At 72.7% G+C, this 26,004-nt stretch carries 20 protein-coding genes; 10 read left to right on the forward strand and 10 right to left on the reverse strand.

Features of this window, described 5'->3' with window-relative positions; genetic code table 11:
• Positions 1–2: 2 nt before the first annotated feature.
• Together ASC98_RS26780 and ASC98_RS26785 are read right to left on the reverse strand one after the other, a co-directional pair.
• Complete coding sequence (locus ASC98_RS26780; protein ID WP_056808694.1) at positions 3–1,004, reverse strand: glycosyltransferase family 2 protein; 1,002 nt, start codon at positions 1,002–1,004, stop codon at positions 3–5.
• Positions 1,004–1,546: a hypothetical protein gene (locus ASC98_RS26785; RefSeq protein ID WP_056808693.1), complete on the reverse strand. Its 543-nt coding sequence runs from the start codon at positions 1,544–1,546 to the stop codon at positions 1,004–1,006. Before ASC98_RS26785 ends, ASC98_RS26780 begins: the two co-directional genes overlap by 1 nt.
• Positions 1,547–1,685: 139 nt before the next feature.
• On the opposite strand from ASC98_RS26785, the gene ASC98_RS26790 reads away from it, so the two are divergent.
• Entirely contained in the window at positions 1,686–2,861 is a 1,176-nt protein-coding gene (locus ASC98_RS26790; protein WP_056808692.1) for a zinc-dependent alcohol dehydrogenase, read from the forward strand.
• A gap of 33 nt (positions 2,862–2,894) precedes the next feature.
• Here ASC98_RS26790 and ASC98_RS26795 read toward each other — a convergent pair whose 3' ends face one another.
• A complete protein-coding gene (locus ASC98_RS26795; RefSeq protein WP_056808691.1) occupies positions 2,895–3,488 on the reverse strand; it encodes an outer membrane beta-barrel protein in 594 nt (197 codons plus the stop codon).
• Between the two features lie 199 nt (positions 3,489–3,687).
• Here ASC98_RS26795 and ASC98_RS26800 point away from each other — a divergent pair, with 199 nt between their 5' ends.
• Complete coding sequence (locus ASC98_RS26800) at positions 3,688–3,948, forward strand: DUF378 domain-containing protein (RefSeq protein WP_056808690.1); 261 nt, start codon at positions 3,688–3,690, stop codon at positions 3,946–3,948.
• On the opposite strand, the gene ASC98_RS26805 is transcribed toward ASC98_RS26800, so the two are convergent.
• On the reverse strand, positions 3,906–5,288 hold the full coding sequence (locus ASC98_RS26805; RefSeq protein ID WP_162249352.1) for a UDP-glucose/GDP-mannose dehydrogenase family protein: 1,383 nt from the start codon (positions 5,286–5,288) through the stop codon (positions 3,906–3,908). The two genes, ASC98_RS26800 and ASC98_RS26805, sit on opposite strands and share 43 nt — an antisense overlap.
• Positions 5,285–6,595: a glycosyltransferase family 1 protein gene (locus ASC98_RS26810; RefSeq protein WP_082542311.1), complete on the reverse strand. Its 1,311-nt coding sequence runs from the start codon at positions 6,593–6,595 to the stop codon at positions 5,285–5,287. Before ASC98_RS26810 ends, ASC98_RS26805 begins: the two co-directional genes overlap by 4 nt.
• 206 nt (positions 6,596–6,801) lie before the next feature.
• Between ASC98_RS26810 and ASC98_RS32200 the strand changes: the two genes are divergently transcribed.
• From ASC98_RS32200 to ASC98_RS26840, 6 genes are all read left to right on the forward strand, one after another.
• Positions 6,802–7,722, forward strand: a complete 921-nt coding sequence (locus ASC98_RS32200) for a hypothetical protein (RefSeq protein ID WP_056808689.1) — start codon at positions 6,802–6,804, stop codon at positions 7,720–7,722.
• Positions 7,723–7,792: 70 nt separating this feature from the next.
• Positions 7,793–9,037 carry a hypothetical protein gene (locus ASC98_RS26820; RefSeq protein ID WP_056808688.1) on the forward strand — a complete coding sequence of 415 codons (1,245 nt, stop codon included), beginning with the start codon at positions 7,793–7,795 and terminating at the stop codon, positions 9,035–9,037.
• Positions 9,025–10,200: a glycosyltransferase gene (locus ASC98_RS26825; protein ID WP_056808687.1), complete on the forward strand. Its 1,176-nt coding sequence runs from the start codon at positions 9,025–9,027 to the stop codon at positions 10,198–10,200. The genes ASC98_RS26820 and ASC98_RS26825 overlap by 13 nt, the downstream gene beginning before the upstream one ends.
• 8 nt (positions 10,201–10,208) lie before the next feature.
• Positions 10,209–11,138 carry an amidohydrolase family protein gene (locus tag ASC98_RS26830; RefSeq protein WP_056808686.1) on the forward strand — a complete coding sequence of 310 codons (930 nt, stop codon included), beginning with the start codon at positions 10,209–10,211 and terminating at the stop codon, positions 11,136–11,138.
• Positions 11,139–11,142: 4 nt separating this feature from the next.
• Positions 11,143–12,351 carry a glycosyltransferase gene (locus ASC98_RS26835; protein WP_057480095.1) on the forward strand — a complete coding sequence of 403 codons (1,209 nt, stop codon included), beginning with the start codon at positions 11,143–11,145 and terminating at the stop codon, positions 12,349–12,351.
• Positions 12,348–13,367 carry a UDP-glucuronic acid decarboxylase family protein gene (locus ASC98_RS26840; RefSeq protein WP_056808684.1) on the forward strand — a complete coding sequence of 340 codons (1,020 nt, stop codon included), beginning with the start codon at positions 12,348–12,350 and terminating at the stop codon, positions 13,365–13,367. Before ASC98_RS26835 ends, ASC98_RS26840 begins: the two co-directional genes overlap by 4 nt.
• On the opposite strand, the gene ASC98_RS26845 is transcribed toward ASC98_RS26840, so the two are convergent.
• From ASC98_RS26845 to rpoN, 4 genes are all read right to left on the reverse strand, one after another.
• Positions 13,310–15,091 (reverse strand): carbamoyltransferase C-terminal domain-containing protein, encoded by a 1,782-nt coding sequence (locus ASC98_RS26845; protein ID WP_056809203.1) that lies wholly within the window; start codon positions 15,089–15,091, stop codon positions 13,310–13,312. The genes ASC98_RS26840 and ASC98_RS26845 overlap by 58 nt on opposite strands.
• Before the next feature lie 14 nt (positions 15,092–15,105).
• Complete coding sequence (locus ASC98_RS26850; protein ID WP_056808683.1) at positions 15,106–15,861, reverse strand: SDR family oxidoreductase; 756 nt, start codon at positions 15,859–15,861, stop codon at positions 15,106–15,108.
• A gap of 72 nt (positions 15,862–15,933) precedes the next feature.
• Positions 15,934–18,723 (reverse strand): ABC transporter transmembrane domain-containing protein, encoded by a 2,790-nt coding sequence (locus tag ASC98_RS26855; protein ID WP_056808682.1) that lies wholly within the window; start codon positions 18,721–18,723, stop codon positions 15,934–15,936.
• Positions 18,724–18,735: 12 nt separating this feature from the next.
• Positions 18,736–20,265: an RNA polymerase factor sigma-54 gene (rpoN, locus tag ASC98_RS26860; RefSeq protein ID WP_056808681.1), complete on the reverse strand. Its 1,530-nt coding sequence runs from the start codon at positions 20,263–20,265 to the stop codon at positions 18,736–18,738.
• A 210-nt stretch (positions 20,266–20,475) separates the two neighbouring features.
• Between rpoN and ASC98_RS26865 the strand changes: the two genes are divergently transcribed.
• Complete coding sequence (locus tag ASC98_RS26865; protein ID WP_056808679.1) at positions 20,476–23,460, forward strand: ATP-binding protein; 2,985 nt, start codon at positions 20,476–20,478, stop codon at positions 23,458–23,460.
• Between the two features lie 28 nt (positions 23,461–23,488).
• A complete protein-coding gene (locus tag ASC98_RS26870) occupies positions 23,489–24,856 on the forward strand; it encodes a sigma-54 dependent transcriptional regulator (protein ID WP_056808677.1) in 1,368 nt (455 codons plus the stop codon).
• A gap of 12 nt (positions 24,857–24,868) precedes the next feature.
• On the opposite strand, the gene ASC98_RS26875 is transcribed toward ASC98_RS26870, so the two are convergent.
• Positions 24,869–25,936, reverse strand: coding sequence for a chemotaxis protein CheB (locus tag ASC98_RS26875; protein ID WP_082542277.1), 1,068 nt, complete (start codon positions 25,934–25,936; stop codon positions 24,869–24,871).
• Positions 25,937–26,004: the final 68 nt, after the last annotated feature.

A 26,004-nucleotide genomic window follows, 5' to 3' on the forward strand; every position in this document is an offset into this window, starting at 1 on the left:
CCTCACAGGAAAAAAGTGCGGAAATGCAGCGCACCGCGCAGCCGCCAGTACACCGACAGGAACGGGATCAGCGCCGAGGTCGCCAGCATCTCCAGCACGTGCGCCGGCGCGCGGCTGGTGCCGGCCAGCCGCCGCGCGGCCACCCACAGCACCCCCAGCAGCGCGAGCGCGCCGGCCACCGCGGCGAGCGTGCGCTGTTCGCGCCAGGCCAGCAGCGGCGCCGCCAGCGCCGCCAGCACGATCAGGTAGTAGTGCCACGGCGGCACGCGCCGGATGCGTTCGCGGTAGCGCAGCGGGTGCTTCTTGTAGAGCAAGGCGTCGAAGAAGGTGTTGCGCTGCTGGCCGAGGCTGACGCCCCAGCCGACCTCGCGCACCGGGTGCGTGACCACCGCCTGCGGGCAGCGCAGCACCGGGCCGGCCTCGTCCATCAGCCGGAACTGCAGGTCCGAATCCTCGCGCCACGCACGCGCGAAGCGCTCGTCGAAGCCCCCTACTTTCTGCAACGCCGAGCGCCGCACGAACGCGTTCGCGGTGACGAACTCGGCCCGCGCCAGGCCCTCGGTCATGCGGGCGTGATCGGTCACGCGCAGCGGCATCGGCACGCGCACCGCGCCGGCGACGGCGGCGGGCGCCGGCCGGCCGCGCATCGCCCGCTCGCCGTGCGACAGCCAGTCGCGCTCGGGCACGGTGTCGTCGTCGGTGAACGCGACGATCTCGCCGCGCGCAGCCTGCCAGCCGGCGTTGCGTGCCACCGCCGGGCCGCGGCCGTGCGGCGGCCGGATGTAGTGCACCGGCACCCGGCGCGGCGCCTGCCCTGCCAGCGCGGCGACACACGCGCGCGTCGCGTCGTCGTGGCCGTCGTCGACCACGATCACCTCGAAGCTGCCGTCGTCGATGTCCTGGTCGAGCACCGCCCGCAGGCAGCGCGTCAGCAGCGGCACGCGCCGGTAGGTCGGGATCACGACCGACAGCCGCGGCCGCAGCGGCGCGTGCACGGCGGCCATCAGTGCGCGCCCGTCGGGGCGCCGGCCACCAGGCGGCGGTCCTTCAGCGCCTGCGCATGCGCGCCGCGCGAGATCGCCCGCAGGTTGGCCGCGATGGTGGTCGCGAAGGCCTCGTCCCACCAGGCCTCGGCGCCGCTGACGCCCACCGTGATGCCGTCCAGGCACACCGCGCCGCTCAGCAGGCTGTCGCCTTCGCGCAGCCGGTGCGCCATGCCGTACTGCAGTCGCTGGCCGTCCTGCCCGTGGCGCCAGCACAAGGCCGCCTTCGCGCGGGCGAACGCGGCGTAATCGGCATCCCACTGCGTGCGATCGCCGATCGCGTGTTCGACCAGGATCGCGTCGTCGAAGCGGCACTCGCCGGGCAGGATGCCGGGGTCCATCACCACCACGTAGAGGAAGCCGCTGCCGCACACCTGCGGGTTGCGCATCGCCTGCACGATCGCCGGCAGCGCCTGCTCGATCGCGAGGCAGGCGGCGGCGGCGTTCGCGAAATGGCTGCCGACCACGGGAGCGGCAAGGGACGGGCTGGCGACAGGCGGCATGGACGGCTTTCCGGAAGCGTTGGCGATGTCCGCTTCACGGCAAGCGGTGTGCCGCCGCCGCACGCGCGGTCGAAGGCGCGGAATGCCGATTGCCGCGTGAGCCGCGCAACGGCGCCCATCGGTGCCCGACGGAGACCCCATGAAAGCTCTCACCTACCAAGGCGCGAGGAACGTGCGCGTCGAGAACGTCCCGGATCCGGCGATCGTCGACCCGGACGACATCCTGCTGCGCGTCACCGCGACCGCGATCTGCGGCTCGGACCTGCACATCTACCGCGGCAAGATCCCCGGCATGGAGGACGGCGACATCCTCGGCCACGAGTTCATGGGCATCGTCGAGGATGTCGGGCCGGCCGTCACGCGTCTGCGCCGCGGCGACCGGGTGGTGGTGCCGTTCACGATCTCGTGCGGCGACTGCTTCTTCTGCAGCCGCTCGCTGTTCTCGGCCTGCGAGACGACCAACCCCGGGCGCGGTGCGATCCTCAACAAGAAGAGCACCCGGCCCGGCGCCGGCATGTTCGGCTACAGCCACCTGTACGGCGGCTATGCCGGCGGACAGGCGGAGTTCGTGCGGGTGCCGAAGGCCAACGTCGGGCCGATCGTGATCCCCGATTCGACGCTGCCGGACGAGCAGGTGCTGTTCCTGTCCGACATCCTGCCGACCGGTTTCCAGGCGGTGGTCAATGCGCGCACCGGCCCCGGCTCGACGCTCGCGATCTTCGGCGCCGGCCCGGTCGGTCTGATGGCGGCGGCATCGGCCCGCATGCTGGGCGCCGAGCGCATCTTCATGGTCGACCACCATGCCTACCGGCTCGCCTTCGCGGCCGAGACCTATGGCGTCGAGCCGATCAACTTCGACGAGGTCGAAGACCCGGCCGCGCTGATCGTCGAGCGCACCGCGAACCGCGGCGTCGATGCATCGATCGACGCGGTCGGCTTCGAAGCCAAGGGCAGCGCGCTGGAGACGGTGCTCACCACCGTCAAGCTCGAAGGCTCGAGCGGCGCGGCGCTGCGCCAGGCGATCGCCGCGACGCGGCGCGGCGGCACCGTCAGCGTGCCCGGCGTCTATGCCGGCTTCATCCACGGCTTCCTGTTCGGCGATGCGTTCGAGAAGGGCCTGCACTTCGCCAGCGGCCAGACCCACACCCAGCATTTCATGCCGCACCTGCTGGACCGCATCTCGAACGGCCAGCTGAACCCGGCGGTCATCATCTCGCACCGCCTGTCGCTCGACGACGCGGCGCGCGGCTACGAGATCTTCGAGGCCAAGCGCGAGCAGTGCCGCAAGGTGGTGCTGCGGCCGTCCGTCAGCTGACGCCGCCGGCCCCTCGCGGGGCCGGTGCGCGGCTCAGAAACTCGCCCGCACGCCCAGCGTCAGCGAATCGACGCGGTCGCTGCCGGTCGGGAAATCGAAGCGGTACTGGTCCCAGTCCAGCACCACCGCCCACTGCGGGTTGAAGCGGTAGCCGACGCCGACGCCCCAGGCCGGCTTCCATGCGGTGCCGGTGCCGGCGTACGCCGGATTCACCGACTCGTTCTTCGTGCGGCCGTAGATCGTGCCGACCCGGCCGGTCAGCAGCAGCGGGCTGCTCATCGGCAGCTGGCCGACCAGGCTGATGTTGACGCCGTGCGCGCGCACCACGCCGCCGTTGCGGTCGACCTCGCCGAGGTGCACGTAGCCGAGTTCCAGCCCGACCACGTCGTTGAACATGCCGCCGACGAAGATCTTCGCGGCGGTCTCGGTGTCGTCGCAGCTCAGCCCCGGCGCGCAGCCGGCGTGGTAGTCCGAACTGCCGACGTTCAGGCCGATGTAGCTGCTGGTGGTGTACGGGATCATCGAACCGCCGCTGCGCGAACCCTGCGCCTGCGCGCCCAGCGCCAGGGCCAGGCACGCCAGCGCGGCGGCGGTGCGGACGGGACCGCGGAAGGAAAGGTGGGTCATGGCTGCCTCCATCGAGAAAGTGGTGCCCCTCCCCGGCAAGCGGCGTACCGAACGACGGCGGGCCGGCCGGCAGCGTCGATTGCGGCAAGTTTCACCGGCGGTCGGCATCGCGACCGCGTTGCGCACCGGCCGGGAGAAGTGCGGCATGCCGGCTGCTCCTGGTGCAGGCCCTTCCCTTCACCTTCACAGGAGAACCGTCATGCCCTTGTCCCAAACCACCGCCTCGCCCGTCGCCGACTACCGCAGCACCGGCACCACGCTGAACGGACTCGACTGGGTCGCGCTGGTGCTGATGATCGTCGGCGGCGTCAACTGGGGCCTCGTCGGCCTGTTCGGCGTCGACCTCGTGGCCACCTTGTTCGGCCCGATGAGCACGCTGTCGCGGGCGGTCTACGTGCTGGTCGGCCTCGCCGCCCTCTACGGCATCGTGCTCGCCGTCAAGTGCGCCCGGAAGACCTGAGTGCTCCGCGCGGGCCGGCCGATCTGGATCACCAGCAGGCCGCGCCCGCGCCAGTCGTCGCACGGCAGGCAGTTGCGCCCGTCGAACACCACGCCGTCGGCCAGCGCGGCGCGCACCGCGGCCGGGTCGCTGCCGATGAACTCCTGCCACTCGGTCGCCACCGCCAGCGCATCGGCGCCCTGCAGCGCGTCGGTGGCACTGTGGCACCAGCGCCGGCCCGGGCGCTCGCCGAGCAGGCGCCGCGCCACCGGCACCGCCACCGGGTCGTAGGCCGCCACCTCGGCCCCGGCCGCCTCGAGCTGCTGCAGCAGCGCCAGGCTCGGCGCCTCGCGCAGGTCGTCGGTGCCGGGCTTGAACGCCAGCCCCCACAGCGCGATGCGCTTGCGGCGCAGGCCGGCCTCGCCGCGGTAGTGGTGGGCCATCTTGTCGAACAGCAGCCGCTTGTGGCGCTCGTTGGTGGCGGCCACGGCATCGAGCATGCGGGCCTCCAGGCCGTGCTGGCGCGCCAGGTGCGACAGCGCCCGCACGTCCTTCGGGAAACACGAGCCGCCGTAGCCGATGCCGGCGCGCAGGAAGTCGGCGCCGATGCGCCGGTCGCTGCCGACGCCGGCACGCACCTCGTCGATGTCGGCACCGGTCGCATCGGCGATCTGCGCCATCTCGTTCATGAAGCTGATGCGCGCGGCCAGCATGCCGTTGGCCGCGTACTTGCACAGTTCGGCGCTGCGCGGGCTCATGCACAGCAGCTGCGCGCCGGCGTCGACCAGCGGCGCATAGACGCTCAGCAGCAGCGCGGCGTCCTGCTCGTCGTCGGCCCCAACGACGATGCGGTCCGGCCGCAGGAAGTCGCCGATCGCGGTGCCCTCGCGCAGGAACTCCGGGTTGTTGAGCAGCACGACGGGCGCCGGTGACCGCTCGGCCAGCGCGCGGCGCAGCCGCTCGTGCGTGCCGACCGGCACGGTCGACTTCAGCACCATCGCGACCGGCCCCTGCACCGCGGCCGCGGCAGCGAACACCGCCGCCTCGACCGCCCGCAGGTCGCTCGCCCCGTCGCTGCCGGTCGGCGTGCCGACCGCGATGAACACCAGGTCCGCGCGCCGCACGGCATCGTCCAGCCGCTGCGTGAAGCGCAGCCGCCCGGTCGTCCGGTGCGCCGCCACCAGGCCTTGCAGGCCCGGCTCGAAGAACGGCATGCCGCCGGCCGCCAGCGCGCCGATGCGCGCGGCATCGGTGTCCACCGTCGTCACCGCGTGGCCGAGCTCGGCCAGGCAGGCCGCGCTGACGAGGCCGACGTAGCCGGCACCGACCACCGCGATGCGCAGACGCGGGCCGCGGTTCACGAGGCTGCTCTCGCGCCGCCCACCGCGGCACGGCCGCCGGCGCCGCCCACGAGGTGCAGGCTGGGCCAGGCCGCTTCGGCCGGCAGGTTCGCGCTGCGGACCGCGCGGTACACCTCGAGCAGCTGGTCGGTCACGCGTTCCCAGGTGAACATCGAGCGCGTGCGGCGAATGCCGGCGCGGCCGAGCGCACGCGCCAGCGCCGGGTTGCCGTGCAGCTGCGCGAGCCGCGCGGCGAGCGCCTGCGGGTCGTGCGGCGGCACCAGGAAGCCGGTCACGCCGTCGCGCACCGAATAGCGGATGCCGCCGACCGCGCTGCCGACCACCGGCGTGCCGCAGGCCATCGCCTCCAGCGGCGTGATGCCGAACGGCTCGTACCACGGCGTGCTGACGAACACGTCGGCCGCGGTGTAGCAATCGCGCAGCTCGGCGCGCGTGCGGTGGCCGAGGAAGCTCACGCGCTGCAGCACGCCCAGCTCGCGCGCCAGCCGGCGCAGCCGGCCGATCTCCGGCGTCCGCATCTCGTCCGGCTCGCGCGACTCGCCGCCCACCACCAGCAGCCGCGCCGGGATCCCCGCCGGCAGCTGCGCCAGCGCGCGGATCACGTTGTCGACACCCTTGCGCGGCACCATGCGGCCGAGCTGCAGCACGATGAACTCGTCCGGCTGCAGGCCCAGGCGCGCGCGCGACAGCGCACGGTCCTGCGGCGCGAACTCCGCGGGGTCGAAGCCGCACGGCACCATCGACAGCCGGCGCGGGTCGGCGTCGTACAGCCGCGCCAGGTCGGCGCGGTCCTGCGGGCATTCGGCGATCACCGCATCGGCGCGCCGCACCAGTTCGCATTCGATCTCGATGCGCTGCGGCGGGAAGGCATCGGCCTCCTTCTGATGCTCGCGCCGCACCAGGCCGAGTGCATGGAAGGTCATCGCGAACGGCACGCCGAGCGTCTCCTTCAGCCGCAGGGCGACCAGGCCGGACATGAAGAAATTGGCATGCACCACGTCGTACGGCACGCTGTGCCGGAACAGCTGCTCGGCGGCGCGCGCGAAGTCGGGCATGTGGCGCAGCAGCTGCTCCTTCGGCACGAAGCTCGGCGGGCCGGCATCGATGTGGACCACGCGCACGCCGGGCCGCAGGTCGACGACGCGCGGCAGCGCCGCGTCGTCGCGCCGCGTCAGCACGTCGACATGGTGGCCGGCGCGCGCCAGGCACTGCGCGACGTGGCTGACGTAGATGTTCTGGCCGCCTGAATCCACGCCTCCCAGCGTGGCCAGCGGCGAGGCGTGTTCACTGATCAGCGCGATGCGCATCGAATCGTTCATGGCGTACTCCGGTTGGCCGAGGTGTTGTGGCGGCTTCAGCAAGCGGTGTTCCGCTGCCCCGCGCCGGCACCGCGCACTTCAACCGGGTTCAAGCAGAGCGCGACGCCATCCGACGGAACGGCGCTTGCCAAGAAGCGGTACGGGCCGGACACGCCGGACCGAACCATTCATGGAGCTCTTGAAAGGACACCCACATGAATCAGCGTGACCAGCAAGGCCGTCGCGACGGCGGCTACGGGTATGGAGACGACAACCGCGGTGCCTCGGGCGGCCAGCGCAGCGAGGCCGGCAGCAACTACGGCGACTTCCACCGCGACAACCAGTACGAGCAGTCGGGTGGCCGCGGCGGGCAGCAGTCGGGCGGCTATGGCGGTGAATCCGGCGGCTACGGCGGCAACTTCGGCGGCAGCCGCAACCAGGAAGCGCGCAGCTTCGGCGGCGGCGGGCAGCAAGGCGGCCAGGGCGGCTACGAAGGCAGCCAGGGCGGCTTCGGCGGCCAACAAGGCAGCAGCTACGAGCGTGGCGGCTTCGGCAGCCAGGGCGGCAACCAGGGCGGCTATGGCGGGTACGGCGGTGGCCAAGGCAACTTCGGCGGTGGACAAGGCAGTTTCGGCAGCCAAGGCAGCCAAGGGAGCTATGGCAGCCAAGGGGGCCAGGGCGGCTACGGCAGCTACGGCGGCCAGGGGGGCCAGGGCAGCTACGGCCGCAACGAATTCGGCAGCGGCCAAGGCAACCAGAGCAGCAGTTTCGGCCAGGGCAGCCAGGGCGGCTATGGCGGCTACGGCGGCAGCCAGGGCAGCCAAGGTTCGTCGGGGCATGAGCAGTTCGATCCCGACTACCACCAGTGGCGCACCGAGCAGCTGAGCAACCTCGACAACGACTACCGCAGCTGGCGGCAGGACCGCTTCAAGAAGTTCTCGGACGAGTTCAACACCTGGCGCAGCAGCCGCAGTGGCGGCAGCGGCGGCGGCAGTGGAACGAGCGGCAGCAGCAGCTCGGGTGGCACCGGCAGCAGCAGCACCAGCGGCAGCGGCAGCACCTCGTCGTCGAGCGACAGCAGCCCGTCGAGCAGCAGCACCAGCGGCAGCAGCCTGAGCGGCAGCAAGAGCAAGTGACACCCCTCGCCGCAAGGCAGACGCCCCGCCCGCCGGGGCGTTTTTCTGCAGACCTCCTGAAGGAGCCACGATGACCGCTTCCGTGCTGCGCTCGTTCTGGATCGGCGGCTTCGAAGGCGCCGACCACGTGAACGGCGCCGGCGAGCCGCTCGACATGGCGGCCGCGACGGCCCACCTCGAGTTGCTCAACGGCGACTACCTGCGGGCGCGCGAGCACGGCCTGCTGACGGTGCGCGAAAGCATCGGCTGGCGCCTGTCCGAACCGGCACCGCACCGGCACGAGCTCGCGCGTGCGGTGCAGGTCGCCACCGCCGCGCGGCGCCATGGCCTGCAGGTGGTGTGGACCTTCATGCACTACGGCACGCCGCCCGACGTGAGCCTGTTCGACGACGGCCTGGTCGAGCGTTTTGCATCTTTTGCCGCAGCCGCCGCCCGCGCGCTCGCGCCGCTGCACGACGAGCCCCCGGTCTACAACCTGATCAACGAGATCGGCTACGTGGCCTGGGCCGCGTCGCACACCAACCTGATCCACCCGTACGTCGGCGATCCGCAGGGCCTCGGCGAACACACCGAGGCGAGCGGCTACGACGTCAAGCGGCGCCTGGTGCGCGCGGTGCTGGCCGGCATGGACGCCGTGCGCGCCGTTGACCCGCGTGCGCGCTTCCTGCATGTCGAACCGCTGGTGCACGTGGTCGCACCGCACGAGCGGCCCGACCTGGCCGACCTCGCCGAGCGCATCGCCGGCTACCAGTGGCAGGTCTGGGACCTGATCGCCGGCCGGCTCGAACCGCAGCTCGGCGGCCACACTGGCGCGCTCGACCTGGTCGGCGTCAACCACTACCACAGCGGCCAGTGGGAAGCCGGCACCGAGCGGCGGCTGCGCTGGCATGAAGGCGACCCGCGCCGCCGCCCGTTCGGCGCGCTGCTGCAGGCCGCGTGGGAACGCTACCGCCGTCCGCTGATCGTCGCCGAGACCAGCCACATCGGCGTCGGCCGCGCCCGCTGGCTCGACGAGGTCGCCAGCGAGGTCGCGAACGCACGCGCCGCCGGCATCCCGGTCGAAGGCCTGTGCCTGTACCCGCTGGTCGACCGCCACGACTGGGGCGATCCCGCGCACTGGCACCACAGCGGGCTGTGGGACGTGGACCACGACACCCCGCTGCCGCGCCATCGCCGGCTGGTGCCCGACTACGCGGCCGTGCTGACCCAGTGGCAGGCGCGCCTGCCCGGGGCGCCGCCGCTGCCGATCGCGCCGCCCGTTCCCGAACCCCTCCCCGAATCCCGAGCCAACGGAGTCGTCCCATGCACCACCTGATCGTCTTCTCGCACCTGCGCTGGAACTTCGTCCACCAGCGGCCGCAGCACCTGCTGTCGCGGCTCGCGAAGCAGTTCCACGTCGTCTTCATCGAGGAGCCGCTGCACGAAGCCGGCACGCCGCGGCTGACGGTGCGCCAGGCCGGGCCGAACATCGACGTGGTGGTGCCGCACACGCCGATCGACGCGACCGGCTTCCACGACGACCAGCTGCCGCTGCTGAAGCCGCTGCTGGCGGACCACCTCGCCCGTCACCGCATCACCGAGGACGTGGTCTGGTTCTACACGCCGATGGCGCTGCCGCTGCTCAGCGACCTGAAGCCGCGCGTCGTCGTGTACGACTGCATGGACGAGCTGACCGCCTTCAAGGACGCACCGCGCCAGCTGCGCCAGCGCGAGACCGCGCTGCTGCGGCAGGCCCGGCTGGTGCTGACCGGCGGGCCGCGGCTGTACGACGCGAAGCGCGCATTGCACCCGAACGTGCACTGCCTGCCCAGCTCGGTCGATGCCGCACATTTTTCTCCGCGCCACCTGCCTCGCGCAGCGGCCGGCCTGGAACGAGCCGACCCGCAACGCCCGCGGCTCGGCTTCTTCGGCGTGATCGACGAGCGCTTCGACCACGCGATGCTGGCCGCGCTGGCCGACGCGCGGCCCGACTGGCAGTTCGTGATGGCCGGCCCGGTCGTCAAGATCGACCCGGCCGCGCTGCCGCGCGCCGCCAACATCCAGTGGCTCGGGATGCAGCCCTACGAACGCCTGCCGCTGCTGATGGCCGGCTGGGACGTCTGCCTGATGCCGTTCGCGATGAACGAATCGACGCGCTTCATCAGCCCGACCAAGACGCTCGAGTACATGGCCGGCGAAAAGCCGGTGGTCAGCACGCCGGTGCACGACGTGGTCGCGCTGTACGGCGACCTGGTGCGCATCGCCGCGACGCCGGACGAGTTCCTGACCGCCTGCGAAGCGGCGCTGGCCGAGACGCCGGCGCAGCGCGCGGCCCGCATCGACGCGATGCGCCAGCGCGTCGCGCAGACCTCGTGGGACCGCAGCGCGGCGAAGGTGCTGCAGCTGCTGTCCACCGAACTCGCGGCACGCGAGGCCGGAGCGGAACCGGTGCGCGTGCCGGCGGTGCACCGGCTGCCCGCCGGCCGCCGCGCCGCCTAGGGCGCCCGATGCTGATCGACGCCCACCTCCACTGCACCGGCCGGGAGACCACCAGCGACGTGCTGCGCTCGCTCGACGATGCGCGCATCGACGTCGGCGTGCTGCTCGCGCCCTTCCTCGGCGACGGCTACTCGCTCGACGACGCCGCCTCGCTGCGGCGCGCCAACGCCCACCTGTCGCAGCTGGTGCGCCGCCATGCCGGCCGGCTGGTCGGCTTCGCGGTGGTGGACCCGCGCTCGCCCGACGCCGCGCAGGACCTGCGCCATGCGGTCGAGACGCTCGGGCTGCGCGGCGTCAAGATGGTGCCGACCGGCTGGTACCCGTACGACGCACAGGTGCAGCCGGTGTTCGCGGTGGCCGCCGAGCTGCAGCTGCCGGTGCTGTTCCACAGCGGCATCTTCATCGACGGCCGCTCCGGCCGCTTCTGCCGGCCGGCCTTCTTCGAGGTGATGCGCGACCACCCCGGCACGCGGGTCGCGCTCGCCCACCTCGGCTGGCCGTGGACCGACGAGGCCATCGCGGTCGGGCTGATCGACCGCATCCACGGCGTGCCGCCGGAGCGCGCGCAGTTCCGCTTCGACATCTCGTTCGGCCCGCCGCCGCCGTACCGGCGCGAGGTGCTGCAGCGCGCGCTCGAGGTGCTGGGGGCCGGCGCGCTGCAGTTCGGCAGCGACTGCTTCCTGCCCTGCCCCGGCCACGAGATCGCGACGCGGCGCGGCTGGGTGCAGGACCTGCTCGACGAGCTCGGCGTCGACCCGGTCGCGCGCGCGCAGATCTGGTCCGGCACCGCGGCGGCCTGGCTCGGGATCGAGGTCGAACCCCGGCTCGGTCCGGACGCGGCGCCCCCTTCCCCTTCTTCCCCTTCCCCGTCCCGCGCAGCCGGCCATGGCGCCGGCTGGCTGGGCGGCTCGCGCCCGATGGCGCCTCTTTGCTGCTGACACCATGGGCACGTCTGCCAACCTCCATTCCGTCTCGTCCTCGCTGTCGACCCCACCACCCGCCGGCGGCCCCACCCGCGTGCTCGAAGTCATCGGCAACGCGATCGTCGGCGGCATGGAGAACTGCGTGCTGCGGCTGATCGAGCAGCTGCCGCGCGAGCAGTTCAGCGTCACCGCGCTGTGCCCGTGCGAAAGCCGCTTCACCGAACGGCTGCGCGCGCTCGACATCGACGTGCTGACCGCGGCGATGCCGGAGGACCCGTCGTGGGGGTCGATCCTGACGACCAGCGCGTTCGTGCGGGCCGCGTCGATCGACGTGCTGCACGCCCACATGCCGAACGCCCACCTGCTGGCGGCGCTGGTCGGCAAGATGTGCGGCAAGCCGGTCGTCGCGACGGTGCACGGCCGCCATGCGACGCCGATGGACCTGGAGCTGCACCGGCTCGTCGGTTCGCACCTGAGCGTCGTGTGCCGGCACAGCTACCTGCATGCGCTCGGCGTCGGCGTGGACGCGGCGCAGCTCAGCTGCATCCCGAACGGTGTCGACACGCAGGCATTCCGCCCGCGCGACGGCCGGCACGACGCCGACGGCGACCTGCGCCGGCATTTCGCGCTCGCCGATGGCGACCCGCTGATCGGCTTCGTCGGCAGGCTCTCGCCCGAGAAAGGCCCCGAGGTGTTCCTGCGCGCCGCGTTGCTGCTGCGCACGACGCTGCCGCGGGCCCGCTTCGCGCTGGTCGGCGACGGGCCGCTGCGCCCGTCGGTGCAGCAGGCGATCGAGCGCCACGGCCTCGGCGATGCGGTGCTGCTGGCCGGCGTGCGCGACGACATGCCGGCGGTCTGGCACCAGCTCGACGCCGTCGTCAACACCTCGCAGTCCGAAGGGATGCCGCTCGCGCTGATGGAGGCGATGGCCTGCGGGCTGCCGGTGGTCGCGAGCCAGGTCGGCGGCGTGCCGGACCTGGTCGAGAGCGGCAGCACCGGCTGGTTGACCGGGCCGCGCGACGCCGAGGGCGTGGCGTACCACCTGGCGCAGCTGTTCCAGACGCCCGGCCTCGCGGCCCGCATGGGCGCGCGGGCCCGCGAGCGCGTCGTGGCCCGCTTCGGGCTGGCCGACAGCGTGCAGCGCACCGCCGCGCTGCTCGCGCAGCTCGGCTCGGGCGCGCGCGGCCCGGGCCTGCGCCACGCGCTCGCCGCGAAGGTGGCGCCATGACCGCGCCGCTCGCCCTCGTGACCGGCGGTGCCGGCTTCCTCGGCAGCCACCTGTGCGACCGCCTGCTGGCGCGCGGCGAATCGGTGCTGGTGCTGGACGATTTCTCGACCGGCCATGCGTCGCACCTGGCGCACCTGGCGGACTCGCCGCAGCGCGACCGCTTCAGCCTGCGGCAGCACGACGTCACGCAGCCGTGGCCCGCCGACCTGCCGCCGCTGCGCCGCATCTACAACCTCGCGTGCCCGGCCAGCCCGGCGTACTACCAGCAGCACCCGGTGCAGACCACGCTGACCAGCACGCTCGGCCTGTGGCATGCGCTGGAGGCCGCGCGGCGCCATGGCGCGCGCCTGCTGCAGGCCTCGACCAGCGAGGTCTACGGCGACCCCGAGGAACACCCGCAGGCCGAGACCTACCGCGGCCACGTCAACCCGCTCGGCCCGCGCGCGTGCTACGACGAAGGCAAGCGCGTCGCCGAGACGATGTGCATGGCCTGGCACCGCGAGCACGGCACCGAGGTGCGCATCGTGCGGCTGTTCAACAGCTACGGGCCCCGGCTGCGGCCGGGCGACGGGCGCGTGGTCAGCAACTTCGTCGTGCAGGCGCTGCGCGGCGAGCCGCTGACGGTGTATGGCGACGGCCGCCAGACGCGCAGCTTCTGCTACGTCGACGACACCGTCGAAGGCCTGCTGCGCATGATGGACAGCGCGATCGAGGGGCCGATCAACCTCGGCAACCCGGTCGAGTACAGCGTGCTGGAACTGGCCGAGCAGGTGCTGCGGCTGACCGGCAGCCGCTCGGCGATCGAGCGGCGGCCGCTGCCGCCCGACGACCCGAAGCGGCGCCGGCCCGACATCGCCCGCGCCCGCCACCACCTGCTGTGGTCGCCGCAGGTGTCGCTGGAGGACGGGCTGCGCGAGACGATCGGCTACTTCCGGCGCCTGCCCGACCTCGACGGCGTTCAGCCCTTCTCGACGATGAACGACCCGATGGCCAACGCATCGAGCGAGGTGCTGTAGAAGGCCTCGATCGCCGCGCGCGGCGTGCAGACGATCGGCTCGCCGCGCACGTTGAACGAGGTGTTGACCAGCACCGGCACGCCGGTCAGCTCGCCGAAGGCCTTCAGCAGCGCATGGAAGCGCGGGTTGGTGTCGCGGTCCACCGTCTGCACGCGCGCGGTGCGGTCGGTGTGGCAGGCCGACGGGATGCGGTCGCGCTGGCGCGGCAGCACGTCGTAGGTGAACAGCATGAACGGCGAACGCCCGCCGTTCGCCTCGGCGGGCGCGAACCACTGCGGCAGGTCCTCGACCGGAATGGCCGGAGCGACCGGCCGGAAATCCTCGCGGTCCTTCAGCTCGTTCAGCCGCGCCTGCATCTGCGGCGTGATCGGCGACGCGAGGATCGAACGCGCCCCGAGCGAGCGCGGGCCGAACTCCATGCGCCCCTGGAACCAGCCGACGATGCGGTTGTCGGCCAGCAGCCGCGCCACCTCCTCGGCCAGCGCGTCGCTGCGACGGTACGGCAGCTTGGCCCAGGTCAGCAGCGCCTCGATCTCGTCGTCCTCGTAGCCCGGGCCGAGGTAGACGTGGTCCATCTGCCAGCGCCGCGGCGCCATCGTGTTGATCTGTTGCAGTGCGGGGTCGTCGGACTGCTCCGGCGCCAGCCCGCGGCGCTCGCGCGCATCGGTCCACAGCGCGGCGCCGAGCGCGGTGCCGGCATCGCCGGCGGCCGGCTGCACCCACACCGAATCGAAGATGCCGCTGTCGCGCAGCCGCGTGTTCATCACGCAGTTCAGCGCGACGCCGCCGGCCATCGCCAGCTGCCGCTCGCCGCTCGCCTCGCGCAGCCAGCCGGCCAGCGCGAGCACGGTGTCTTCGAGCACGTCCTGCAGCGACGCGGCGAGGTCGAGGTCGCGCTCGGCGAGCTCGCTGCCGGCTTCGCGCTTCGGGCCGACCAGCGCGTGCAGGTCGATCGGCGCCACCGCATAGACGCCGTTGCGGCCGATGTGCACATGCTCGCGCAGCGCGCCGGCGTAGCGCGGCGTGCCGAGCGCGGCCAGCGCCATCACCTTGTACTCGTCGCTCGAATGCAGGAAGCCCAGGTGCGTGGTGACCTGCTCGTAGAGCATGCCGAGCGAGCTCGGCATCAGCACCTCGCCGAGCGGCTCGTAGCGGCTGTCGCGGTGGCGGCCGTAAGTGGTGGTCGCATGCTCGCCGCGGCCGTCCAGCGTCATCACCGCGCAGCGCGCGAACGGCGCCGCGAGGAACGCGCTCGCCTGGTGGCACACATGGTGGTTGACGAAGTGCCAGCGGTACGGCGCGTCGTCGGCGCGCACGCCGGCGAGCCGCCGGCGCAGGTGGTGCGGCGCGCCGTCGGCGAGCTGGCGCGGCGCGTTGACGATGTACGCGGCGAACAGCGGGTCCCAGGGGTTCTCCCACTCGCCGCTTGGCGCCAGCGACGGCTGCATCGGCAGCGTCAACCGGTCGGCGGGACGGTCGCCGAGGAAATGCTCCGGGTCGTAGCTGTAGGCCACGTGGTCGACGTCGCGCAGCGTGACGCCGGACTGGCGCAGGCAGAAGTCGATCGCGTGGTACGGCAGCTCCCAGGCCGAGAACGGCACCGGCCGCTTGCCGTGCTTGATGCGGGTGAAGCGTTCCTCTTCGGCGGCGGCGACGACGATGCCGTCGACCACCAGCGCGGCGGCGGAGTCGTGGAAGGCGGCATTCAGGCCGAGCGTGATCATCGGTGCGCCTCCGTTCACGGCCACGAGGTTTCGCGCATCGGCAGCACGGTCACTTCCGGCACCACCGTCTCGTCCGGCTGGCTCAGCACGAAGCGCACCGCGTTGGCGACGTTCAGCGGGTCCTGCAGCACGCCGGGGTCGATGTCCGGGAAGCGGTCCAGCAGGAACGGCGTGCGCATGCCGCCGGCCACCACCGCCGACACCTTGATGCCCTGCGGCCGCAGCTCGGCATGCAGCGCATGCGACAGCCCGAGCAACCCCCACTTGGTCGCGTGGTACGCGGCGGCGTTCGGCCACGCCCGCTTCGAGGCGGTCGACGCGATGTTGACGATGTGCCCGCCGCCGCCGCTCGCGGTCTTCGGGCCCATGATGGCCGCCGCATGCTTGGCGACCAGGAACGGGCCGGTCAGGTTGGTGCGCAGCACGCGCTCCCAGTCGTCGGCGGCCAGTTCGGCGATCGGCACGGTGATGTCGATCGCGGCGTTGTTGATCACCGCGTCGAGCCGGCCGAAGCGCTCGCGCACCTGCGACAGCATCGCGTGCACCTGCGCGTCGTCGCCGACGTCCAGCGGCATCGCGACCGCCTCGATGCCGGCATCGGCCAGCACCGCGACGCGGTCCTGCGCGCGTTCGATCGCCAGGTCGGCGATGACCGGCCGCATGCCGGCCTCGCCCAGCACCTGGGCGATGGCCGCCCCGAGGCCGCGCGAACCGCCGGTGATCACGACCACCTGGCCGTGCAACGAAGGGATGGAAACGGAAGACGTCATGGGCTCTCCTTGAAAATGCCGCTGCCCCGACGGGGCACATGGCGTGCCGCTGCTGCCGACCCGGCGGGCGTCCTACGCCGCGGCCTGCGCCGGCCCGCCCCGGCCGGCCAGCGTGTACAGCGCCACCACCAGCTCGCGCGGCTCGACCGGCTTCACCAGGTGCACCTGGAAGCCGGCCATCAGCGCGCGCACCCGGTCGTCGGGCTGCGCGAGGCCGGTCAGCGCGATCGCGGGCATGCGCTGCTCCAGCGGCACGCGGCGCTGGTCCTCGAGGTGGCGCACGCTGCGCATCACCGCATAGCCGTCCTCGTCGCCGAGCACGATGTCGCAGACCATCGCGGCCGGCCACAGGCTGGCCGGGTGGCGCCCCAGCCAGTCGAGCACCGCGCTGCCGCTGTCGAACAGCAGCACGTCGGCGCCCTCCACCTCCAGCACCATGCCGAGCGACTCGCGCGCATCGGCGCTGTCGTCGATCACCATCACCCGCAGCCCGGCCAGCGGCTGCGGCGCCAGCGGCACCACCGGCTGCGTCGGCACCGCATCGGCGACGATCGCGCGCAGCGGCAGCTCGACCCGGTAGCGCATGCCGTTCAGCGCGCCCGGCGGGTCGATCGAGAAGCTGCCGCCCTGGCGCTCGATGGTCGAGCGCAGCTGCATCGGGTCGAGCGGCGTGTCGGTGCCGTGCGGCAGCGGCAATTCGTCGTTGGCGGCGGCCGGCAGCCCGTGGCCGACCGCATGGCGGCCGTCGGTCACGCTCAGGCAGGCACTGCCTTCGCGCCGCTCCAGCTTCAGCTCGATGCGCCCGCCGGGCGGCGTCGCCTGCACCGCCCACATGCCGAGCTCGCGCAGCACCTGGGCCAGCGTGCTCGGGTCGCCGGTGATGCTGGCGTTGTCGATGTCGATGTCGGTGTAGAGCCGCACCTGGCGCGCATCGATGGCGGTGCGCAGCCCGTCGATCGCGTTCGCCACCAGCGCCACCAGGTTGACCGGCTGGCGCGCCATCTGCCGTTCGAGCCGTTCGAACTCCTGCTGCTGGCGCTGCAGGTTCCACAGCTGCGCATACAGCCCGTCGCGCGCCAGCAGCGCGTCGTGGCGGCCGCGCTCGACGATGCGGCCCTTGTCGAGCACGACGATCTCGTCGGCATTCACGACGGTCGACAGCCGGTGCGCGATGACCAGCGTGGTGCGGCCCTGCGCGATGCGGTCGAGCTCGCCCTGGATCGCCCGCTCGGCCCGCGTGTCGAGCGCCGACGTCGCCTCGTCGAAGATCATGATCGGCGGGTTCTTCAGGAAGGCGCGCGCGATCGCGATGCGCTGCTTCTCGCCGCCCGACAGCTTCATGCCGCGCTCGCCGACCACGGTGTCGTACTGCTGCGGCAGCGACAGGATGAACTCGTGCACCTGCGCCGCCTTGGCCGCCTCGACCACCTCGGCGATGCCGGCGCCCTGCCGGCCGTAGGCGATGTTGTAGGCAATGGTGTCGTTGAACAGCACGGTGTCCTGCGGCACCACGCCGATCGCCTCGCGCAGCGACCGGAGCGTCAGCGCGCGCAGGTCCTGGCCGTCGATCGAGATCCGCCCGCCGTTCACCTCGTACAGCCGCAGCAGCAGCCGCGCGAGCGTCGACTTGCCGGAGCCGCTGCCGCCGACCACCGCCACCGTGCTGCCGGCCGGCAGCACCAGGTTGACGTCGCTCAGCACCTGGCGGCCGGCCTCGTACGAGAAGTCGACATGCTCGAAGCTGATCGCCCCGCCGCGCAGCTGCAGCGCGCTGCTGCCGATGCGGTCCTCGATGTCGGGCTTCTCGTCGAGCAGCGCGAACAGCTTCTCGGTGTTGACCAGCGCATCGCTCGCCTCGCGGAACACGAAGCCGAGCGCGTTCAGCGGCAGGCAGACCTGGATCACGTAGGCGTTCAGCAGCACCAGGTCGCCGACCGTCATCAGCCCGCGCACCGTCTGCTGGCCGGCCAGCAGCATCACCGCGGCGACGCCGGCGGCGATCACCGCGCTCTGCCCGATGTGCAGCGCCGACAGCGTGCGCTGGTTGGTGATGGTGCCGGCCACCCACTGCGCGCAGATCGCGGCATAGCGCTCGCGCTCGTAGCCTTCGCGCGCATGGCTCTTGACGGTCTCGTAGTTCAGCAGGCTGTCGACCAGCCGGCCGCTGGCGCGCGAATCCATCTCGTTGACGCGGCGCTGGCGCAGCTCGCGCTGCTGCGTCAGCAGCGTGGTCAGCGCCGCGTAGACGACGAAGGTCGCGACGATGATCAGCGTGAACCACCCGCTGTAGTTGAAGGCCAGCACGCCCAGCACCGCGACGAACTCGGCCAGCGTCGGCACCACGGTGAACAGCCCGGCGCCGAGCAGGAAGCCGACGCCGCTGGTGCCGCGCTCGACCTCGCGGATCAGCTGCCCGGTGTTGCGCTGCACATGGAAGCGCGGGCTCAGCGACATCAGGTGCGCGAAGCTGCGCTCGGACACCGCGGTGACGGTGCGCTGCGTGACCGGCGCGAACACCAGGTCGCGCAGCTCGGTGAACAGCGTGCCGAGGAAGCGCAGCAGCGCATAGCCGAGCAGCAGGAAGACCGGCACCACCAGCACCATCGGCGGGCCGGTGGCCGGCAGGCCCGCCGACGCGGCGGCCGACGCCGCGGCCGCGGCCACCGGCGTGCTCGCCGGTTCGGCCAGCCCGTCCGGCCGGCTGAACTGGTCGACGATCGCCTTCAGCACCAGCGGCACCACGACGCCGGCGGCCTTCGCGAGGACCAGCAGCCCGAGCGCCAGCGCCGCGCGGCCGCGGTACTGCCAGGCCGCCGCCCACAGGCCGGCAAACACGCGGCGCCGGTCGAAGCTGGCCGCCATCGCCGCGGCCGCTCAGGCGGCCGCGCCGTCGCGCGCCGCCTCCATCTCGTCGGCGCGCCGCCGCCCGACCGAGTCGACCCGCAGCTGGTGCCGGTACTTCGTGACGGTGCGCCGCGCGACCACCAGCCCCTGCCGCGCGAGCCGCCGGGTGATCTCGGCATCCGACAGCCGCTGCCCCGCTTCCTCGTGCTCCAGCATCTCCTTGATCAGCCCGCGCACCGCCGTGCCGGAGTAGGCCTGCCCGCCGTCGCCGGCCGTCATCGCACGCGAGAAGAAGTACTTCAGCTCGAACACGCCGCTCGGCGTCGCCATGTACTTGTTGCTCGTCACCCGCGACACGGTCGACTCGTGCACCCCGACCTCGTCGGCGATCTCGCGCAGCCCGAGCGGCTTCATCGCGGCCGGGCCGTAGTCGAAGAACAGGTGCTGGCGCTTCACGATCGCCTGCGCGACGCCGAGGATGGTCGCGAAGCGCTGCTCGACGTTGCGCAGCGTCCAGCGCGCCTCGCGCAGCTGCTCGGCCATCTGCGGGTGCGATTCGTCGCGCTGGCGCGAGAACAGCTCGGCATACACCCGGTGCAGCCGCACGCGCGGCACCACCGCGGGATTCAGCAGCACCAGCCAGCGCGACTGGCCGCGCCGCACGATGACGTCCGGCGTCACGTAGCGGATGTCGGCATGGCCGAGCCGCCAGCCGGGCCGCGGATCGAGCCGGCGGATCGCGGCACAGGTGTCGGCCACCAGCGGCAGCGGCCGGTCGAGGAGGCGCGCGAGCGACACCACGTCCTTGCCGGCCAGCGCGTCGAGCCGCTCGCTGATGATGAGCCGCGCCAGCGCGCGCTGCTGCGGGCAGGCAATGCCGTCGAGCTGCAGCGACAGGCACTCGACCACGTTGCGCGCACCGACGCCGGCCGGTTCGAGCGACTGCACGCGGCGCAGCGCGATCTGCAGCTCGTCCGGCGAGGCCGGCGGGTCGAGCGCGGTCACCGCGACCAGTTCGTCCAGGTCGTCGAGCCGCAGGTAGCCGTCGTCGTCGAGCGAATCGACGATGGCCTTGGCCAGCACCAGGTCGCGCGGCGGCAGCGGCAGCACGTTCAACTGGCCGTGCAGCACATCGGCCAGCGAGGTCGGCGCGGCGACGCGGTTCATCGGCGACGATTCACCATCCTCGGGACGTGGGGAATCGCCGCTGGCGCCGGCGCTGCCCGACAGGTGCCAGTCGTCGTGCTCCTCGGCCGCATCCGGCCCGCCGACGGCGGGCAGGCCGCCGTCCGGATCGATGCCTTCCGCGGCATCGCGGTCGCCCGCCGCGAGCACGTCGCCGACGGCCGGCGACGGCAACGCCGCCGACAGCGGCACCTCATCCGACAAGGCCGGGCCATCGTCCTCGGCCGTTTCGAGGAAGGGGTTGCTGTCGAGCGCCTGGCGCACTTCCTGCGCAAACTCCATCGACGACAGCTGCAGCAGGCGCACCGCTTGCTGGAGACGGGGTGAAAGAGCTTGATGCTGCCGCTGGTCGGCACGCAATATCAACGCAGACATGGGACGCAGCCTCCGGTCTCGTGTGAGTTTCAGATGCACTGAAAAGGCAAGGCCCATGCCGCCCACCGGAATCGAGACTGTTTTTGTTGCGCTGCCTGCGGGGAAGGCGGCTTCGGCCGTCGCCGCCGCCGCCGCGACACCCGCACGCCGGTTTCCGCTTCCAGCACTTTTTGCTGCAATCGGCGTGCCGCAACCGGACGGGCCGCCGCGATGACGCTGCTGCCCGTGCCGGCCCTGCGCCGCCGCCTCGACACGCTGCGGCTGTCGCTGCGCAGCATGCTGCTGCTGGTGCTGCTGCTGGCGGCGGTGCCGATCGCCGCGCTGATGTCGTGGCAGATCCTCGACGAGCTGCGCAGCGACGAGGCGCGGCGGCAGGCGCGGCTCGCGGCGGCGTCGACCGCGCTGTCGAAGGCGGTCGAGCGCGAACTCGAATCGTCGATCGACGCGCTGAACATCCTCGCGCTGTCCGACAGCCTGCGCAACCGCGACCTGGTCGCCTTCGAGCGCGGGCTGGCCGCGGCCGGCCAGCTGCGCGCCGCGTGGCAAGGCGCCTTCATCGCCGACGCCGACGGCACGCTGCGGCTGGACACCGCGTCGCCCGGCCGGCACGGGCGGCTGCGCATTCCGGACCTGCAGCGCGTCGGCCCCGGGCTCGGCGCGGTCGTCTCCGACCTCGTCACCGATCCGGTCAGCCGGCAGTACGCCACCGCGGTGATGGTGCCGCTGCCGGCGATGCGGCCGGACCCGTCGGCGCACGATGCACCGCGCCAGGTGCTCGGCGTCTGGATCCCGGTGCGCACCTGGCAGTCGCTGCTCGTGCATGCGGTGCCGCTGGACGCCGGCATCAGCACGCTGTGCGACGGCCAGGGCCGGGCCATCGCCCGCAGCGAGGCGCCGGAGCGCTTCGTCGCCCGCCCGATGTGCCGCGGCGACATCGAGCCCGAGGTCGTGCGGCTGCCGCAGCAGGAGATCGGCGAGGCCTACGTCGCGCAGCGGCAGGTCGCCGGCAGCGGCTGGCGCGTGATGGTGTCGAACGCAGCGATCCCGTTGGAGCAGGCGCAGCGTGCCGCGGTCGGCACCGCGCTCGCGACGGTCGCGGCCTGCCTGCTGCTCGGCTGGTCGATCGCGCTGCTGATGGCGCGGCGCATCACGCGCCCGCTGCAGCGGCTGGCCGCCGGGCTCGACGTCGACCCGGCGCCCGGCCCGCAGGTGCGCGAGATCGAGGCGCTCGGCCGGGCGATGCGCGAGGCGCGCGAGCGCGACGACGCCGCGCGCGCCGAGCTGGAGCGGCGCGCCGAGGAGTTCGAGACGCTGTTCACCTGCACGCCGGTCGGGCTGGCGTTCGCGCACGATGTCGACTGCCGGCTCGTCACGCACAACGCCGCGATGGACCGGCTGTTCGGCCCGGCCCCGCGGGCCGGGCAGTCCGACGACAACGGCTGGCAGATGCTGCGCGACGGCCAGCCGCTGGCGCGCTGCGACTGGCCGCTGTGCGTCGCGGCGCGCACCGGCGAGCCGGTCGAGACGGCCGAGCTGGAGGTGCAGCTGCGCGACCGGCCGCGCCAGCGCGTGATCGCGAGTGCGATGCCGCTACGCGACGACGACGGCCGCCCGCGCGGTGCGATCGGCGCGCTGGTCGACATCAGCGAACAGGTGCGCACCGAGCACGAGCTGCTTCAGGCCAACGGGCGCCTGCGCGAGAGCCAGCGGCTGGTGGTGCTGGCGCAGGAGGTCGGCGAGATCGGCTTCTTCGAGTACCACGTGGCGCAGGACCTGCTGACCTGGACGCCCGGCCAGGCCCGGCTGCTCGGCCGCGACGGCACGGTGTCCGCCAGCGCGCTGGCCGAGATGCTGGCCCTGGTGCACGACGACGACCGGCACGGGATGGAGCTGCTGCTGCTGCGGGCCTTCGCGGCACGCCGCGCGAGCGAGAACCTGGAATACCGCGTCACGCTGCCGGACGGCCGCGAGCGCTGGATCTCGACCCGCGTCGCGATCAGCTACGCCGACGACGGCCGCGCCTGCCACCTGCTGGGCGTCAGCATCGACGTCAGCGACCGGCGCCGCGTCGAGCAGGCCAACGTCGCGCTGATGGCGCACGAGCAGCAGGCGCGCGAGAAGGCCGAGGCGGTCAGCCGGGCGAAGGACGAGCTGCTCGCGATGCTGGGCCACGAACTGCGCAACCCGCTCGGCGCGATCTCGTCGGCGGCCGAAGTGCTGGCCGGCCGGCCGGCGCCGGCGCTGGTCGCGAGCGCCTGCGAGATCATCGGGCGCCAGACCCGCCACCTGACGCGGCTGATGGCCGAGATGCTGGACACCACCCGGCTGATGTCCGGCCAGATGACGCTGGTGCGGCAGGTCTGCGAGCTGGCGCCGCTGGTGCAATCGGCGCTGGCGCCGCTGCAGGCCGCTGCGGCCGCCAGCGGCCACCGGTTCGAACTGGCGCTGGACGACGCCTGGGCCGAGGTCGACCCGGTGCGCATCGAGCAGGTGGTCTCGCAACTGGTCGCCAACGCGCTGACCTACACGCCGCGCGGCACCACGGTGCGGATCGGGCTGGCGAGCGACAGCGGCGAGGCGGTGCTGCGGGTCTGCGACAACGGCCCCGGCATCGCGCCCGAACTGCTGCCGCGCATCTTCGACCTGTTCGCGCAGGGCGAGCGCCGCAGCGACCGGCGCGACGGCGGGCTCGGCCTCGGGCTGACGGTGGCCAAGCGCCTGGTCGAGCTGCATGGCGGCACGATCGGCGTCGACACCGGCGCCGACGGCAGCTGCTTCGAGGTGCGGCTGCGCGGCGTGCCGGCGCCGCCCTCCGGCGCACCCGCGTGGCGCCCGCCGGTCGCTGCGCGCCGCGTGCTGGTGATCGAGGACAACCCCGACGCGCTGGCCGCGCTCAGCAACCTGCTGAGCGTCGACGGCCACGAGGTGCTGTCGGAAAGCGACGGCGGCGCCGGGCTGGCCGCGCTGCTGGCCCAGCGGCCCGACCTCGTCATCGTCGACATCGGCCTGCCGACGCTCGACGGCCTGCAGATCGCCCGCCATGCGCGGGCGAGGGGCTACCCGGGCCGCATGGTCGCGCTGACCGGCTATGGTCGCGAGGACGACGTGCGGCGCTCGCTGAAGGCGGGCTTCGACGCCCACCTCGTGAAGCCGGTGCATGGCGAGCAGCTGCGCCGGCAGCTGAGCGAAACCTGACGCGAAACTCCAGAAAGGGACGCAACGAATGAGCCGAGTGTTGATCGTCGAAGACGATGCCGATGCCGCCCACATGATGGCGGCGCTGGTCGAGAAGGCCGGCTTCACCGTCGGCGTGGCCCACACGCTGCGCGAGGCACGCCGCCAGCTGGCGATGGCCCCGCCCGAGCTGGTGCTGCTCGACCTGCAGCTGCCCGACGGCCAGGGCCTGGCGCTGTTCGAGCCGCCGTCGGCGATCGCCAGCGCCCAGGTGGTGCTGATCACCGGCCACGCGACGCTGGAGACCTCGATCCAGGCGTTGCGGCTCGGCGCCGCCGACTACCTGGTGAAGCCGGTCAGCGCCCGCCAGCTCGAAGGCGTGCTGTCGCGGGCGATGCCGCCGGCCGCGCTGAGCGCCGAGCTGGCCGGCGTGTCGAACGAATGGCAGCGCAGCGGCCGCTTCGGGCTGCTGTGGGGGCGTTCGGAGCCGATGCAGCGGGTCTACGAGCAGATCTCGCGCGTCACCGGCACCTCGGTCAGCGTGCTGATCACCGGCGAGAGCGGCACCGGCAAGGAACTGGTCGCGCGCACGCTGCACGACCTGAGCCGGCGCCGCCACGCGCCCTTCCTCGCGATCAACTGCGGCGCGATCTCGCCGCAACTGATGGAAAGCGAGATCTTCGGCCACGAAAAGGGCAGCTTCACCGGCGCCGAGCGCCAGCACCTGGGCTTCTTCGAGCGGGCGCATGCCGGCACGCTGTTCCTCGACGAGATCACCGAGATGCCGCTGGAGCTGCAGGTGAAGCTGCTGCGGGTGCTGGAGACCGGCACCTTCCTGCGCGTCGGTTCCAGCACGCTGCAGGATGCCGACGTGCGCATCGTCGCGGCCACCAACCGCCAGCCCGAGCAGGCGGTGAAGAGCGGCCGGCTGCGCGAGGACCTGTACTACCGGCTGAACGTGTTCCCGCTGGCGCTGCCGCCGCTGCGCGAGCGCGGCGCCGACATCGCGCTGCTGGCCGAGCATTTCGCCGCGACCATCAGCGCGCAGGAGGGCGAGACGCGGCGCTTCAGCGCGGCGGCGCTGCGCAAGCTGGCGCAGTACGGCTGGCCGGGCAACGTGCGCGAGCTGCGCAACGTGGTGCAGCGCAGCTACGTGATGGCCGACGGCGCGACCATCACCGACGAATGGCTGCCGGTGGACGCCGTGCCGGCCGGTGCGGCGACGGTGCGCGACGACAACCACCTGTGCATCCCGCTCGGCACCTCGCTGGCCGAGGCCGAGCGCCAGCTGATCCTCGAGACGGTGCGGCACTTCAAGCACCACAAGGAACGCGCGGCGGCGGTGCTGGGGGTCAGCCTGAAGACGCTGTACAACCGGTTGAAGGAATACGGCGCCGAGGGGCCGAAGGACAAGTGAGGCCGGCGCCGCTCATTCCGGCGGCGGCGGGGGCGCCGGGGGCGGCCGCGCCGGCTGCTGCAGCAGCTTGCGCAGCGTGGCGGCCTGGCGTTGGGCGCTCAACGCAGCGCTGGCCAGCCGCGCGCTCTCGGCCGGGTCGCTTCCGCGTTGTTCGTTCGCGCCCTGCGCGAGCAGCGCCTCCTTCTCCTGCAATGCACGCAGCGCCGCCCACAGGGCTTCGTCGACGCTTTCCGACAAGGCCAGCTGCAGGCTGCGTTCGGTGAACGCGTGGCCGGTGTGGCAGCGCAGGCGCCGCGGCACGACGTCGCGCAGCTCCCACAGCCCGCCATGGCACTCCGGGCAGGTGAACATCGACGGCTGCCCGACCGCCCGCAGGTGCTCGGTGAAATTGCCGGTGCCCAGCATGAGCGCCTGCTCATGCACGAGGCGTTGCTGGGTGGGCGACATCGCGGCGTACTCCTTCGTCCTGCCGTGGTTCGTGCCATTCCCGGTCAACGCAGCGGCAACATTGACCGGCGCGCCGGCCAGCGCCGTCAGCAGCGGCGCCATCGCCGCCAGCGGCACGCAGTGGTCCACCGGCACATGGCGCAGCGCGCTGGCCGGCATGCCGGGTTCGACCGCATCGGCCGGGTCCTGCACGACGGCGGTGCCGCCCATCGCCTTGATGGCCTGCAGCCCGGCCGTGCCGTCGTCCAGCGTGCCGGTCAGCACCACGCCGATCGCCGCCGGGCCGAATTCGAGGGCCGCCGACCTGAACAGCGGGTCGATCGCCGGCCGCGTGTGGTTCTCCTTCGCACTGCGGGTCAACTCGATGCGTCCGCCGACCAGCACCATGTGCTCGTCCGACGGCGCCACCCGGACCGTGCCGGCCCGCGGCGCCTCGCCGTGCCGGCCGAAGGCCACGTCGAGCGGGCAGCGCAGCGACAGCAGCTCCGCCAGGGTGCTGCGGTGCACGCCGATGTGCAGCACCACCAGCACCGCGGCCGGAAAGTCCTTCGGCAGCCCGGCGGTCAGTTCGGTCAGCGCGGCGACCCCACCCGCCGAAGCGCCGATCAACACGATGCGGGAGGGTGGCGTCATGCCGGAGCCGGGGCAAACGGCGCTCCTCCTCTTTTTGCGGGTCGCCACCGGTCGTTTTGACGTCCGGC

It is taken from the genome of Rhizobacter sp. Root1238 (genome assembly GCF_001425825.1).
GTDB lineage: Bacteria > Pseudomonadota > Gammaproteobacteria > Burkholderiales > Burkholderiaceae_C > Rhizobacter.